This window comes from Sulfitobacter sp. TBRI5, assembly GCF_051013555.1.
Classification (GTDB): domain Bacteria; phylum Pseudomonadota; class Alphaproteobacteria; order Rhodobacterales; family Rhodobacteraceae; genus JL08.
The window spans coordinates 1,497,369-1,511,339 of the sequence record NZ_CP112884.1 but is presented as its reverse complement, the minus strand read 5'-3'; the positions used below and the strand labels follow the sequence as shown (position 1 = coordinate 1,511,339).

General features: G+C 54.7%; 14 protein-coding genes and 1 tRNA gene. 8 read left to right on the top strand and 7 right to left on the bottom strand.

From position 1 onward, the window contains the following. Positions 1-7: 7 nt before the first annotated feature. The 3 genes from OLX72_RS07690 to OLX72_RS07680 all read right to left on the bottom strand — a co-directional run bounded on the left by OLX72_RS07690 (position 8) and on the right by OLX72_RS07680 (position 2,993). Positions 8-844: an ABC transporter permease gene (locus OLX72_RS07690; protein WP_433990201.1), complete on the bottom strand. Its 837-nt coding sequence runs from the start codon at positions 842-844 to the stop codon at positions 8-10. Then, complete coding sequence (locus tag OLX72_RS07685; protein WP_433990200.1) at positions 841-1,710, bottom strand: ABC transporter permease; 870 nt, start codon at positions 1,708-1,710, stop codon at positions 841-843. The genes OLX72_RS07690 and OLX72_RS07685 overlap by 4 nt, the downstream gene beginning before the upstream one ends. Positions 1,711-1,781: 71 nt before the next feature. Continuing rightward, positions 1,782-2,993, bottom strand: a complete 1,212-nt coding sequence (locus OLX72_RS07680; protein WP_433990199.1) for an aromatic ring-hydroxylating oxygenase subunit alpha — start codon at positions 2,991-2,993, stop codon at positions 1,782-1,784. Positions 2,994-3,282: 289 nt separating this feature from the next. Here OLX72_RS07680 and OLX72_RS07675 point away from each other — a divergent pair, with 289 nt between their 5' ends. Then, positions 3,283-4,446 carry a primase-helicase family protein gene (locus tag OLX72_RS07675; RefSeq protein ID WP_433990198.1) on the top strand — a complete coding sequence of 388 codons (1,164 nt, stop codon included), beginning with the start codon at positions 3,283-3,285 and terminating at the stop codon, positions 4,444-4,446. A 137-nt stretch (positions 4,447-4,583) separates the two neighbouring features. Further along, complete coding sequence (locus OLX72_RS07670; RefSeq protein ID WP_433990197.1) at positions 4,584-4,724, top strand: hypothetical protein; 141 nt, start codon at positions 4,584-4,586, stop codon at positions 4,722-4,724. A gap of 251 nt (positions 4,725-4,975) precedes the next feature. On the opposite strand, the gene OLX72_RS07665 is transcribed toward OLX72_RS07670, so the two are convergent. Then, complete coding sequence (locus OLX72_RS07665) at positions 4,976-6,034, bottom strand: IS110 family transposase (protein ID WP_114868711.1); 1,059 nt, start codon at positions 6,032-6,034, stop codon at positions 4,976-4,978. Between the two features lie 175 nt (positions 6,035-6,209). On the opposite strand from OLX72_RS07665, the gene OLX72_RS07660 reads away from it, so the two are divergent. Next, complete coding sequence (locus tag OLX72_RS07660) at positions 6,210-7,601, top strand: alpha/beta fold hydrolase (RefSeq protein ID WP_433990196.1); 1,392 nt, start codon at positions 6,210-6,212, stop codon at positions 7,599-7,601. A 238-nt stretch (positions 7,602-7,839) separates the two neighbouring features. Here the strand turns inward: OLX72_RS07660 and OLX72_RS07655 are convergent, their stop codons facing one another. Next, positions 7,840-8,109 (bottom strand): hypothetical protein, encoded by a 270-nt coding sequence (locus OLX72_RS07655; protein WP_433990195.1) that lies wholly within the window; start codon positions 8,107-8,109, stop codon positions 7,840-7,842. 713 nt (positions 8,110-8,822) lie between these two features. Here OLX72_RS07655 and OLX72_RS07650 point away from each other — a divergent pair. The 4 genes from OLX72_RS07650 (at position 8,823) to OLX72_RS07635 (ending at position 12,258) form a co-directional block, all read left to right on the top strand. Continuing rightward, on the top strand, positions 8,823-9,341 hold the full coding sequence (locus OLX72_RS07650; RefSeq protein ID WP_433990194.1) for a hypothetical protein: 519 nt from the start codon (positions 8,823-8,825) through the stop codon (positions 9,339-9,341). Positions 9,342-9,586: 245 nt separating this feature from the next. Then, a complete protein-coding gene (locus tag OLX72_RS07645; RefSeq protein WP_433990193.1) occupies positions 9,587-11,263 on the top strand; it encodes an adenylate/guanylate cyclase domain-containing protein in 1,677 nt (558 codons plus the stop codon). Between the two features lie 40 nt (positions 11,264-11,303). Continuing rightward, entirely contained in the window at positions 11,304-11,666 is a 363-nt protein-coding gene (locus OLX72_RS07640; protein WP_433989924.1) for a helix-turn-helix domain-containing protein, read from the top strand. A gap of 16 nt (positions 11,667-11,682) precedes the next feature. Continuing rightward, the gene (locus OLX72_RS07635) at positions 11,683-12,258 is read left to right on the top strand and encodes an IS630 family transposase (RefSeq protein ID WP_433990192.1); all 576 of its coding nucleotides are present in this window, start codon (positions 11,683-11,685) and stop codon (positions 12,256-12,258) included. A 46-nt stretch (positions 12,259-12,304) separates the two neighbouring features. On the opposite strand, the gene OLX72_RS07630 is transcribed toward OLX72_RS07635, so the two are convergent. Next, on the bottom strand, positions 12,305-12,571 hold the full coding sequence (locus OLX72_RS07630) for a hypothetical protein (protein ID WP_433990191.1): 267 nt from the start codon (positions 12,569-12,571) through the stop codon (positions 12,305-12,307). A 177-nt stretch (positions 12,572-12,748) separates the two neighbouring features. Beyond that, a tRNA-Arg gene (locus OLX72_RS07625) sits at positions 12,749-12,825 on the bottom strand. A gap of 120 nt (positions 12,826-12,945) precedes the next feature. Here OLX72_RS07625 and OLX72_RS07620 point away from each other — a divergent pair. Continuing rightward, entirely contained in the window at positions 12,946-13,971 is a 1,026-nt protein-coding gene (locus OLX72_RS07620) for a LacI family DNA-binding transcriptional regulator (RefSeq protein ID WP_114872470.1), read from the top strand.

The following is a 13,971-nucleotide window of genomic DNA, read 5'->3' as shown; positions in this document are numbered from 1 at the left end:
ACATGTGCTAGATAAATCCACCGGATGCGGACGCATCCATTCCCTGCCTGTGCGCTGCCCGGCGGCGGAACCATTCGGACGCCATCAGCAACAGGATCGACAGAACCAGCAATATGGTTCCAAGCGCCATGATCGAAGGCAGTTTGGTCGGAAAGCGCAACTGGCTCCAGATATAGACCGGAAGCGTGACGTCGGTTCCGGTCAGGAAAAACGCGATGATGAATTCATCCAGCGAAATGGTGAACGTGATCAGCAGGCTGGACACGATACCGGGCATCACCAAGGGCAATGTCACCCGCGTAAACGTGCCCCATTTGGTTTCACCCAGATCGAATGAGGCCTCTTCCAGGCTTTGATCCAGCCCCTGAAACGCCGAACTGAGAATGGCAATGGCAAATGGCGTGCAGATCAGAACATGCCCCGCGACAACCGTCCACAATGACAGTGACATGCCCAATTGCATCAGCATCACCAACAACGCGACGGCCACGATGATTTCAGGCAGCACAAGCGGCAGCATGATAAAGCCGACAATGCCCTTTTTCATCGGGAACCGGTATCGCGCCATCGCCCGCGCAGCGCAGGCCCCCAGCAAGGTGCTGATCACAGCCGTTGAAACGGCAACAACCAGACTGTTCCTGACGGCACCGTGCAAGGCATCGGTTTCCCACAACAGATCGAACCATTTGGTGGTGTACCCGCTAAGCGGGAAGGCGATGATCGTCGCGTCATTGAATGCAAAAAGCGGCAGCAGGATGACCGGCGCATAAAGGAACACCATATAGGCCACGGCATAAACCAGCAGCCAGTTCACCGACAGGTAGTTGCGCCGCTTCACACTCATCTCTGGGCCTTTCCGCCGAACCGGCGACCGGCCAGAAAGATCAGCACGCTGATAAAGGCGACCACGACCATCGACGTGACCGCCAGCGCAGCCCCAAGCGGCGCGTTATTGGCCTTGCCGAACTGGATCTGGATCATGTTGGAAATCATCAACCCGTCTGTTCCCCCCACCAGACGCGGCGTAATGAAATCGCCAACAGTCGGGATCAGAACGATCAGGGTGGCCGCCACGACGCCGGGCATCGCCAGTGGCAGTGTCACACGGAAAAACCGGCGCATCGGCCCGTCACCCAGATCTTCGGCCGCTTCCAGCAGGGACCTGTCGATCTTTTCCAATGCAACGAAGATCGGCAAAATGGCAAACGGCGCCCATGCGTGGGCCAAGGTCAGCACCACCGCGTTTGCGTTATATAGGATAAAGGTCAGCGGTTCGTCGATAAAACCCAGGTTCATCAATGTGGAATTGAGCACACCGTTATACCCTAGTATCACCTTCCACAGGAACACCCGCAGCAGATAGCTTGTCCAGAACGGAACGGTGATCAAGAACAACCACAACGCCTTGCGCCGTTTCACGTGAAAGGACAGATAATAGGCGATCGGGAACGCCAGCAGGACCGTCACGAATGTCACGATCAGCGAAATCCGGATCGAACGGTACAGCAGCACCTGATAGATCGGCTGCGACCATGCCTCGCGGTAATTGTCCAGCGTCAGCGTCCGGTCGATATCCAGATAGTTCTGGGTCCAGAAACTGAAGGTCAGCACCATCAGCAACGGTGCCGCCAGCATGATCAGTGCATAGATAAGGGTCGGGCTGATCAGGGTCAGCCCCTGACGATGCTCTTTGCTGATTTCAACCGACAATCACGAAATCCCCAGCGCTGATGCCACCACCCCGGAACGGGGGTGTTGCGACAATTCATGCATATTTCGGATCACCTGTCGCCCTTTACTTTTTCCAACAGGGCTGCGTTCTGCGATTCTACCGTACCGGCCGCTGGCTCTTCCTGAGTCAGCACCGGGAACAGGCGGCGCAATTCGTCGTGATAGGCTTTTACTCCGTATTCAAGATCGGACAGAACAACACCATCATAGGCGCTGGAAAATGCAGCCTCCCATGTCCATTCGATCAGTTGTTCGTCTTCCTTGGTGGTCAGCCTGTCGATCCGCCCGCTTAGATACCGCGACAACCGCATGCGCCGGTCTTCGTTCTTGTGTTTGTAAACCGCACCGCGCTGGATGCATTTCCCGTTGGAAATCGGAAACTCCTGATAAAAACTGATCGAGTCCGGATAAAGGCTGATTACGAAATTGGGAAACATCCCGATATACAGCCACGCATCCTTGTGCGTGTCGTCCAGATTGTCGGGGCTTTGCAGAATATTCTTGTACTGACGCACACTCCACAAACGGGCGGGGCTGTCGCGGAAGGTGGCGAACGACCGGTTTGATCCGTCGGTCAGAGGTTCGTCATAGTAATTCCCGCCATAAAGATCCTGCAATCCGGGATGCGCCATCGGCACGTGATAGCCTTCGTTGTCCACATCGCGCACACATTTCCAGTTCGCGTTGACTTCTTCGGCCCAGAACCCGTCGCCAGTGGGCACAAAATCTTCCGTGTTGTACTGATCCACTTCCGCTTCCAGACGCGACAATATCTGTTTGACCGAAGGTTGCGGCCCCGGCTGGAAGCGCACGAAAACGAACCCTTTCCAAACCTCGAACTCCAGCGGTTTCAGCCCGAATTCCACAGGGTCCAGATCGGGCAGGGTCTTGGGCTGCGCGGCGCCGCGCAGAGTGCCATCAAGATTATAGGCCCACCCGTGAAACGGGCAGATAATCGCGGATTTGCAAGTGCCGCTTTCTTCGCCGACCACACGCGATCCGCGATGGCGGCACAGGTTGTGAAACGCCCGGATTTCGCCGTCTTCCCCGCGAATGATCAGCGCGCGTTCACCCACGATATCGAAGGCCAGAAAATCACCCGTGTTGGGCACATCGCTTGCATGACACACAACCTGCCAGTGCCGCCTGAACAACATGTCCTTTTCCATTTCGAACATTTCGGGATTGAAAAAGCTCCACGCGGGCAAGCCTCTGCGGTCCCAGTTGTTGGGAATGTTCAAATTCGGATCTTGGTCATTCATGGAAAAGCGCCTCCTGGCACCAGGTTTCACGTGATCCTTCGTATCAAAAAATGTTTGAGTGCTCAAATAAAAAATAGGGTGCAGACCACCGTCGACAAGTCTCTATTGCCAAAATGAGGCAGATTGGGTGGGACCGACTAACAATGCGCAATTCAATGTCAGATTCGCACCCATGCCATCAATGTGCGCTCATAAGCTATGCGTGTCCGCTCAAGTGCCAAAAGGTTCCCCAGTGGAAGCGTGGTGGTACCTGGACCGTCGGTCTCACACCAAGCGTAATTCCTCCGAGATGTGGCGGCTCACGTTCGACTGGGACATGCGCAATCTCAAGGGCAAGAAGCTCGGTCACAGTCAGGCTGACAGGCTCGGGTGGTTGAATGAAAACCTCGCGCGGTTCGATGGTGTGATGTTCAAGCCCGGGATGGGGGCCGAGATCGAGGATCCACCGGGGGAGATGCCCGGGTTCTATATCAATTCTTGGGCTCCGATCGTGCCGCCGGTCTGGAATAGTGCTGAGCCTAAGCCGTGGTTGGATCATTTCGCCAAGATCGTGCCTGATGAGGCCGATCGGGAGGTGATGATCAACTACATGGCATTTCTACTTCAAAACCCCGGTCTCAAGGTGAACTGGGCTCCTGTGCTCATCGGCCGAGAGGGGAGCGGCAAGGACACCCTGTTCCATCCGCTGACAAAGCACCTCGGGCGTTACGCAAGGGAAGCTCTGACCCTGCAAATGGTTACGAGCCAGTTTAACGGGTGGATCGATCGGTGCCTGTTTGCGCTGGTGCAGGAGAAGCAGGGCGGCCGGTGGCACGACAAGCACGAGGCGGCGGAGGCGCTCAAGACCCTGATCTCGGCACCCCCGAACCGGATCAAGTTTGAGCGTAAAGGCATGGATGCCGGCGAGCTCGAAAACGTCGTCAATCTCGTGTTTTTCGTGAACTCGGCCGACGCACTGCAGATCGACCGGGAGAGCCGCCGGTATTTCCCGATCGAGAGCGATTTCCTACCCGCTGATCCTGATGGCTATTTTGTGGGCCTCTGGGGCTACCTCAACGACGGCGGTGCCGAGCAGGTGGTGGCATGGCTCCTACGGCGCCGGGTGACGCACGTACGAGAGCGGATGCGTGCTCCGAAAGCGAGTGCGTTCGAGCGGATCGTTGAGGCCGGTCTCGGCCCGACTGGTGAGGCGATCGCGAATTTTGTCGAGGGGCGCGATTGGGTGTCGATCCCAGAGGTGTGCGATGCACTCTATCACCTCGACTATATTACCCCGGGCGCCCGGGCGCCCAAAGCCGTGGCTGGGGTGCTGCGCGGCCTCGGTCTGAGTGCCACACATCGCGTCCAGTTTTCGTGTGGCGGTAAGAGCATGGCCCGCGCGGTCCACGTTCGAGACGGCGTTGATGTAGACCTCCACGCGGTTCGCGAAGCTCTCAAGGAGGCCGCGAAATGATATCGCCACAGCAAAACGGCCATTGCCACACGTCTGCCACACATCATGTGTGGCGCTCCTACCCTTTGTTTCATTGGGTGAAATGGCTCTGCCACACGTGCCACAGCAAATTATAGCAGGATCAATATAAGCACATAGTGAGTGGGTACACATTCGCAGTGGTGCGTATGGAACGGCAGAAAAGGGAATTTGGTGTGGCAAGTGTGGCGCGCGACCAGGCCCGCGCGGCAGTGCGTGGCGCGCGCGATACGCTGGACGGTGTCATGCGCTTTGCCTGACGGCACCGAGCCCGATGTATGTACCGGCTGCTGTTCGCAAGTGTTCAATTGCATGTCTTCTGGAAGTCGCTGATATGTATCCGGCCTTTGGATCGGCTTGTGTTGCTTGCCGTGGCCCTGTTGGGAGTACGCACGCGCCTTTGTCTCATTAGCGGACAGGTCGATTATGACCATTCGGGCTCTCAGACTTTGAGTGCGTTTTTATTCCGTTCCATGCATTTGAGGTTTACGAACGTCGTTTGCGGCTGTGATCAGATCGCAGTCGCCAATTCTTTTTCCATCCAATCGAAGTCCTTGCCTGAGTTAAGAACACTCCATGCGATCCGCGCTAGCTTATTGGCAAGCGCCACGCCGAGCTTGTTGTGCTGCATGCGCGTCGCGGCGGCTTCCAACCATGCGCCAAAACTAAACTTATGCCAGTTCTTCGGTCGCATCATGATGACCTGCGCGGCCTGCACAAACAGCATGCGGAGATACCGGCTGCCTCGTTTTGTGATACGACCCAGGATGGTGCGCCCGCCGGTGCTGTGTTGTCGCGGAACGAGCCCCAGCCAAGCCGCAAAATCTCGCCCCCGATCATAAGCCTCGCCGGTCCCGACAGCTGCAACCACAGCCGTTGAGATGATTGGCCCGATGCCCGGAATGGTCATCAGACGTTGGCAGCTTTCCTCGGTCTCGCTGACCTCTTTGATTTCAGATGTGGTCATATCGATCCGTTTATCCAGCCATATCCAATCCTGTTGGAGCCCCAGGATCAATCTCCGCATCCGCAAGGACATCTCGTCGCCGCGATTGCTAAGAATGGCTTCGAGCGAGGCGCGCAGAGCCGCGACACTACGTCGGACAGTGATCCCCTGTTCGATCAGAAAGGCCCGGATCTGATTCATTGCTGCTGTCCGACGTGACACAAGCCGTGACCGAACGCGATGCAGCGCCTGGAGATCAAGCTGCTCCTGCGTCTTCTCCGATACCGTCTTGAGATTGGGACGCAAAGCGGCTTCTGCAATAGCTTCAGCGTCATTGTAGTCGTTCTTCTGGCCCTTGTTGAAAGGCTTCACATAAATCGCGGGAATGATCCGGGGCTCGAACCCCATCTTGCTCAGCGTTCGGCTGACAAAGTGCGCGCTCAGGCAAGCTTCCATCCCGACAATACATTGCGGCAGCTCCTCAAACGTCGCAACCAACGCCATGCGTTTGATCTTCTTGCGCAAAACAAGCCGACCTTCTTTGTCAAAGCCAACCAAGTGAAATACGTCTTTGCCGATATCAACGCCAACTGACATCAGCTCATCAAAATCATTCTTCGCCATGCTACTTCTCCTTTTTGCAGTATAGGCCAAGCCTAACCTGCTGGCTGAAGCAGCCGGTACATCCCATTAGTGGAAATTGCTTCTACACAACATAGTTCCAAACGCTCGGGCAAATGTTTCCAACTTGAAACAGGCAAAAGATGCTAAGAGGTAATCCTCGAGGAGGACCACGCTTATGCAAAATCGTCTGGCAGCAATAATGGCCACAGATATGGTCGGCTACTCGCGACTAATGGAAATCGACGAACTGGGCGTTCTCACTCGCCAAAAAGCACACCGGAAAGAGTTGATAGATCCTAAGATCGCATCCAACCGCGGTGAAATTATCAAAACGACTGGCGACGGTATGCTCGTCACGTTTTCATCGATAAAGGATGCAGTTCGTTGCGCAATAGACGTCCAAAGTGAAATGAACCGCCGAGAAACCGATGAACCTGAGGAACAGCGTATCTCTTACCGCATAGGTATTAATCTTGGCGATATTATTTTTGACGATGGTGACGTCTTCGGTGACGGCGTAAATGTTGCTTCCAGACTTGAAAGTCTTGCCCCGCCTGGAGGAATCTGTGTGTCGGATGTCGTCCACCAGTCAGCGGCAGACCGGATAGATGTTTCCTTTCGAGATATGGGAGGACAGCGCGTCAAAAACCTTTCACGTCCGATCCGCGTCTGGCAATGGTCTCCCGACGCGCCGCCAGAACGCAAACCACCAGACATATCGCTGCAGCAGCGCGTAAGCTTTTGCCAATCGGCAGACGGTACACATCTGGCATGGGCATCAACAGGAAGCGGAATGCCTGTGCTGAAGGCTCCAAATTGGCTGAACCATCTTGAATATGAATGGACTAGCCCCGTTTGGGGAGACTTCCTTTCGGAATTCTCGAAGCTTTGTAATCTTGTGCGGTTCGATCAGCGGGGAAACGGTCTGTCGGACTGGGATGTCGAAGACATTACTGAAGACCGAATGATAGATGATATGCTTGCAGTCGCTGACGCGGCGGGATTGGAGCGCTTTGGTCTTTTTGGCATCAGTCAGGGAGCGGCCTTCAGCGTTCGCTTCGCCGTAAAGCATCCGGAAAGGGTTAAATTCTTAATCCTCCTTGGCGGATACGCGCGAGGGCGAATGGTTCGTGATGATCCGGATGCAGCTCAATTTTATGAAGCCTCACGCGCGATGGTATCGTCAGGTTGGGGCTCTCCAAGTCCGGTATATCGCCACTTCTTCACCACCGCTTACATCCCAGATGCAACGAAGGCAGAAGGAGACAGTTTTGACGAGATGCAGCGAATTTCAACCAGCCCGGAAAACGCGCTCAGGATAATGGAAATGAACGCATATGTGGATTCACGGAAAGAAGCACGTGCAATCCGCGTTCCGACGCTGGTGTTGCATGTCAAAGGCGACATGGCGGCAGCAATCAAGGAAGGCAGAGAACTGGCTAAGGAAATTCCGGGCGCAGGATTTACGGAGTTACCGGGAGCCAATCATTGTATGATTCGCGGCCATCCAGGATTTGATGAGTTTTTCCATGAGATCAGTCCATTTCTGGAAGCCAACAGCGGATGATTTGATAAAGTGATTTTCGGCTAGAAAAACAGAACCTGATGTCTCCTTAGTCCCGCAACTCGGAAACTCGAAATTTTTTGACGAACATCCGCTAATGGTAAGAGCGGTCCTTCAGAACGAAACGTCGAATTTCCAATCGTGAACGACTTCTTCACGCGGCATTGCAGTCAACTTCAGAAATTGCGCTCGTGCGCAATTGCTTACGATCACACCCAAATTCACCAGCCGAATACAGAATTTAAGCGCCGCCCTCGACCTCGATATAGATTTCGATCGGATCGATCACTGTGTGTTGGGATTTGCTCGCTGCGGCCTCTGATGATCCGAGTGTGGTCTTCATCTTTTCAAGATCTACGCCTTCGAAGACAATTGACACTTGATCTTTGTCGGAATGCTTGAAAATTCGGTGACCTGAACAGAAGTTGGAGAAAGTTTGCGTGCGCACTTCTCCCCCGCCTAACCATGTGTCCATGTTTCCAACAGCATGCGTTACAACAACCGTAGTCATGATGAATCCCCCTGTTTCTGCCGCGCTTTGTATAGGTGCGGCAGTGTCCACTCTAACACGTCTGACTGATAATCCCTATAACTCATGGAGTTGCCCTTTGTTGTCGTTATATGACGAATCTGGCTCATTCGTAGCGTCCAGTCGGTTTGGACGCCTGTGAATTTTGCAGTTCTGAAGGACCGCTCTGGGCACGTTTAACCAAAACTTCAAATTTCCAGTCATGAACGGCTGCTTAACGCGACGAACCGGTCGACAGAGAAAAATAGTCGAATGACTGCATCGAGCCCTACCTGTGAATTCGTATTTTGTGTTGCGTGCGCTTGCAGCATGAAAAATGCCGCGGGAGCGGAAAATCCGGTGCCGCCGTGCAGCGATCGAACCGGCCATTCACGCACACCGCAGCAAGGACCAGCGGTCGAATTCACAGAGTGCGGATGGGGTGGATGGCTCCTGCATCACCCGGCGTCGCAATGCGCCATATTGCAGGTGTCATAACGCGCCGCGAAATCTGACGGTGAGCCCTTCTAAGAACTTGGCCACTCCGCATCCGACGACAAAGTTGCCGTTGTCACGATGCGTAGGAAGGCCTAACTTTGCCAACAGACCCAGCTACTTGGAGTATGTCAGTCAAGATCAGCACCGTGACCGGGCCAAAATCGGGTCTGGACCACAGCCGCGGTTGATTGCGCGGTTCCCGGAATGAAGGACAAGGAATGAACCTCCGTCTCTCCGCATTCATATGCATGGCTCTGGCGCTCCCGGCCTTGGCCCAGCAGTCGCCGGACTTTCCGAGGAACGGCAAGCTCATCATCCAATTGACCAGCTCACAGTTTGCGAGCGGTTTTGGGGAATACCTTGTGCCGCCATTGGTCGACGCATTCCAAAAAACGGGTATGGTCTATGCCTATGATTTCGAGGCGGATTTCGCCGCAACGGTCGAGACCGGCGCGGATGTCGGCAAATGGTATGAGGCGGATGAAACGGCGGACGTTGCGGAGGTCTGGCTATACGAACGTTTCGTTACTGTCGGTCTGTCACCAGCCGAGATGGATATCGAACCGCATGGTAAACTCGCTCCTAGTTTCTCGATAACCGTTAAGCTTGTGACGCCCGACCAAGATAGGGTAGACGAGCTAAATTGCCTGATCGCACTTGCGACACGTGAGCTGGCAGCGCGCTACAAGGCTAAAGGCCATGTTTTGGTTGATGGAAGTAGCTGCGCCCGAAAATAGGGCCAACCACAGGCACCGGTCCCGTGCGAGCGGTTTGGTCCTTGGGCCATTTTTGCCTGTTACCCCAATGTCGCAAAAGTCCGCAGAGCGGGCTTTCGTGCAACGTGCCGCGAACGGCAGATCCGAGCCCAAAACAGGCGGAGTTTCAGGGCATCATGGTTTTTCGTTGACCAGAAGTTTGGCATCATTCCAACTTTTCTTGTCGACGCTGGTTACTTCGCTAGAATGTTACGCGGAGGTGAGCAATGCGTTCACGAATAACAATTCTGATGTTTGTCGACATCGTTGGGTATTCCACAATGATGAAACGCGATCAGAATGCGGCCATTGAAGCAGTTCGTGAACTCAAAAACCGATATCTTGAGCCGGTTGTATCAGACCTTGGAGGAGAGGTACTCAAACGCATGGGCGATGGCTGGATCATCGCTTTCTCCTCGATCGGGCCGGCACTGGATAGCGCCATGCAGGTTCAGTCCAGTCTCTACAACCATCGAGACATCAAGCTTCGGATCGGGTGCCACATCGGTGAAATTGTCGAAGATGAAGACGATTTTTATGGTCCCGGCGTCAATATCGTTCAGCGCATTCAGACAGAAGCACCGCCCGGGGGGCTGATGATCTCAGAAGACCTTTTTCGCCAGCTTTCCGATGACAAGGGGAAAGTGCTAAATGATGCAGGTACGTTCAGTCTCAAGAACATTTCCCAGCCGGTAAGGCTCTACCAATGGCGGCCAACGCCTAGCGGTAAATCCAATTGGGGTGATGTGCCTTCGATCGTGGTTCAGCCCTTCGAATTTGCACCTGCTGATGTCGACACCGGTTCGCTAGCTGGCGATCTGCGCGATCAGTTGATCGCGCGTATTTCGCGGCGAAAGGGTGTAATTGTGTTCGACGGCCTGAACAAGACCGTGGACAAGGCCACCTATGATCTGCGCGGACGATTGCGGCTGGCTGGCAGCAGGGGGAGATTTACCGTCACCCTGACCCTGCGGTCTGATGCCCGCCCCGTCTGGTCGCAAACATATGAGGCGGGAAAAGATGATATTTTTGCTTTTTGCGACGATGTCCTGCAGCTGGCGGAAGGGGATCTTCGGCTTCAAACCAACGCGTTTGATGGCGACCGGCTGGCGGAAATCTCAAGCGATGATCTGAGCGTTTCTGAACTCAGGGCAAGAGCAGCAAACGAGTACTACAAGGTCACGACAGAAAGCTGGAGTTATGGACTGGCGCTGATGGAGCGTGCTATTGAACTGAACCCGCTGGACGGGGTGTCACTCGCCATGCGCGCTGAGGCGCAGATCATGTTGCATGGAGCCCGCTATGAAATGATGGCGGATGATCTGAAGGCAACTCTGTCCGATGACCTGAACACTGCTGTTATCCAGTCACCAAAGAGTGACTATGTATTTTGGGCAAGGGCCTTGTTCCGGCTCACTGTGATGGATGACGTAGCGGGCGCGCGCGCTGATCTGCGGCGCAGCCGTGATTTGAATCCTGCGTACCTTGAGAACCATGAACTCGAAGGACAGATTTGCTTGCGGGAATCTGACTTTTCAGGCGCAGACATGGCCTACTCTCGCCTGATTGAACGCGGGGCTCAAAATCCTCTCCAGCCTTATCGGCTGTTCCAACGCAGCGTCGCGCGTTTTTGTGGCGGTGATTTTGAAGGCGCAGAGCGAGATGCGGCAGCCGCTTCGGATTTGCGGCCAAACGAAGCCGGTCACATGAAAATGCGTGCGCTAGCGCTGAAGGAACTGCAATTGGCGGAGCAAGCCGAAGCCTGCCTCATCGCAGCGCGTAGGCTTTCTTCGGACCCCATGATCACGACGAAACTACCGGTATTGCCACCGGACTTTGGTTGGCTATCCGAGAGATTAGAGCGCTTTGCGTGTGATCGGATTCGGGATTCCCATTTGGGGTGAACCGTGATTCTTTGTTTGGAAACAAACAAAGGCGGTGAATATGGGCAAACCTCATCCAAAGGAGCTTCGTGAGCGCGTTGTGGCGCATGTACTGGCTGGCAATACGCATCACTCTGCGGCAGCGCGGTTCGATGTATCGGTCAAATTCGTCAATGACATGGTCAAACTGAAACGCGAAACCGGGTCGCTTGCGCCCAAACGTCAGGGCAATCCGGGCATCGGCAAACTGACGCCACACGAAGATTGGGTGCGGGCACAGGTGGAAACAAGAGGCGAGATCACGCTTGACGAGATGACCGCGCGGCTCCTCTCGGAGCGGGGCATATCTGTTACCCCCAGTTCGGTCTGGCGACTTTTCCAGCGCCTTGGGCTGACGCACAAAAAAAGACATTCAGGCGCTTGAGCAGAAGCGTGCCAAAGTGGCGCGAGAGCGGCGTATCTGGATCGTGCATCGCCAGCCTTTCATGGCACATATGTTGGAACGCATCGGCTTTCTGGACGAGACCTGGCTGAAAACCAACATGACCAAGACCACCGGCTGGGCACCGCGCGGGCAGCGGTTTGTCGATCATGCGCCTTTCGGGCATTGGCGTACGCAAACATTTGTCGCAGCGCTGCGCCACAACAGGTTGGATGCGCCCTGGGTGATCGACGGCACCATGAACCGCGCAACATTCGACACTTATGTCGAAACCCAACTCGCGCCGACGCTGCGCAAAGGCGATGTGATCATCCTGGACAACCTGTCCAGCCACAAAAGCCAATACGCCGCAGAGCTGCTGCAAGACCGAGGCGCATGGTTCTTGTTCCTGCCACCGTACTCACCCGATCTGAACCCCATCGAGATGGCCTTCTCAAAGCTCAAGGCGCTGATCAGAAAGGCGGCAGCCAGAACATATGAAGCACTTTGGACAGCTGTCGGTCATGTTTGCGATCTGTTCACCGACGAAGAATGCTTCAACTTCTTCAAAGCTGCAGGGTATGGAACCGATTAAACGCAAAACGCTCTAAAGCCAGGCGTTCAAGAATAACTCAGAAAGACTAAAGGGCCGGTTCGTCCGCGACTGAATTGTTGGAAGCGTCTGCGGCGAAAGTACGGTTTGAAATTTGTGGCTCAGCAGTACTTTGAACGACCGCTATGATGATTTTAGCTGCGACGCTGCGATTATACGCCCATTTGACCAAGGTTTTGCGGAATGAATGTGGCGTGAAGGTCGGAAGACCTGCGTCTATGAACGCGTCCTCGACTACTTTGCGAATGGCGTTGGCGCTTTTGTAGATCTCGCGCTTGAAACCGATCACTTGCATCGCGCCATCTACCACATCCGTCTTGAGCGGCCCTTGGCATCCATGTTGAAGTGGTCGGCGTCCGAGTGCCGGATGCGGTTCATCTACCCATTGGGAGTGTTTGGGTAGTTAATCGGGTAGTTTTTTCTAAATGAATTTAGTCATAGTATTGTTTTAATTTAAAAATTTTACAATTATTGGTGACCCCGGCAGGATTCGAACCTGCAACCTGCCCCTTAGGAGGGGGCTGCTCTATCCAGTTGAGCCACGGGGTCACGCGGACCTGTCATAGCGATATGATCCGTCATTGTCATGGATTTTGCATCACGCTTGTACCGGCAACCTCGTTTGCGGTAACAAAGATCGAAAGAGCATCAATCAATCGAGACATACCCGTGAGCACAGAAACCAAACGCCCGCTGACCCTTCGCGATGTTTCAGAAGCATCCGGCGTGTCCGAAATGACGGTCAGCAGGGTTCTGCGCAATCGGGGCGATGTATCGGATGCAACCCGCGAACGTGTTCTGGCGGCGGCCAAGCAATTGGGCTACGTACCCAACAAGATCGCCGGCGCGCTGGCGTCGCAACGGGTCAATCTGGTGGCGGTGATCATACCGTCCTTGTCCAACATGGTGTTCCCCGAAGTGCTGACAGGCATCAATCAGGTGCTGGAAGACACGCCCTTGCAACCGGTTGTCGGGGTGACGGATTATCTGCCTGAAAAAGAAGAACAGGTGCTTTACGAGATGTTGTCGTGGCGACCATCCGGCGTGATCATCGCAGGACTGGAACATTCCGACGCGGCCCGCGCGATGCTGGAAAACGCAGGCATTCCCGTGGTCGAGATCATGGATGTCGACGGCCGCCCGGTGGACGCGATGGTGGGCATTTCACATCGTCGCGCAGGGCGCGAAATGGCGCAGGCGATCCTGAAGGCGGGGTATCAGCATATCGGGTTCATGGGCACCAAGATGCCGCTGGACCACCGCGCGCGCAAACGGTTCGAAGGATTCACCGAAGCGCTGGCCAAGGCCGGTGTCGAGATCGAGGACAGAGCGTTTTATTCCGGTGGATCAGCACTGGTAAAGGGTCGCGAAATGACCCAGCAAATGCTGGAACGCAGCCCCGATCTGGATTTTCTGTACTATTCGAACGATATGATCGGTGCAGGGGGTTTGCTTTATCTTTTGGAGCAGGGCATCGACATTCCGGGGCAGATTGGCCTTGCTGGCTTTAACGGGGTCGAATTGTTGCAAGGCCTGCCACGCAAGCTGGCCACTATGGATGCCTGCCGTCTCGAAATCGGGCGGGCGGCGGCCAAGATCATCTGCGATGCGATGGATGAGAACCGGAAAGATTTCGAAACCCGGATTACGCTGACCCCGAAAATTTCCTATGGCGACACGCTGAAACGGCGTTGA

Coding starts and splice junctions, on each gene's coding strand:
- OLX72_RS07690 (WP_433990201.1), bottom strand. CDS start 844: ATGAGTGTGAAGCGGCGCAACTACCTGTCGGTGAACTGGCTGCTGGTT.
- OLX72_RS07680 (WP_433990199.1), bottom strand. CDS start 2,993: ATGAATGACCAAGATCCGAATTTGAACATTCCCAACAACTGGGACCGC.
- OLX72_RS07675 (WP_433990198.1), top strand. CDS start 3,283: ATGTGGCGGCTCACGTTCGACTGGGACATGCGCAATCTCAAGGGCAAG.
- OLX72_RS07665 (WP_114868711.1), bottom strand. CDS start 6,034: ATGGCGAAGAATGATTTTGATGAGCTGATGTCAGTTGGCGTTGATATC.
- OLX72_RS07660 (WP_433990196.1), top strand. CDS start 6,210: ATGCAAAATCGTCTGGCAGCAATAATGGCCACAGATATGGTCGGCTAC.
- OLX72_RS07655 (WP_433990195.1), bottom strand. CDS start 8,109: ATGACTACGGTTGTTGTAACGCATGCTGTTGGAAACATGGACACATGG.
- OLX72_RS07650 (WP_433990194.1), top strand. CDS start 8,823: ATGAACCTCCGTCTCTCCGCATTCATATGCATGGCTCTGGCGCTCCCG.
- OLX72_RS07645 (WP_433990193.1), top strand. CDS start 9,587: ATGCGTTCACGAATAACAATTCTGATGTTTGTCGACATCGTTGGGTAT.
- OLX72_RS07640 (WP_433989924.1), top strand. CDS start 11,304: ATGGGCAAACCTCATCCAAAGGAGCTTCGTGAGCGCGTTGTGGCGCAT.
- OLX72_RS07630 (WP_433990191.1), bottom strand. CDS start 12,571: ATGCAAGTGATCGGTTTCAAGCGCGAGATCTACAAAAGCGCCAACGCC.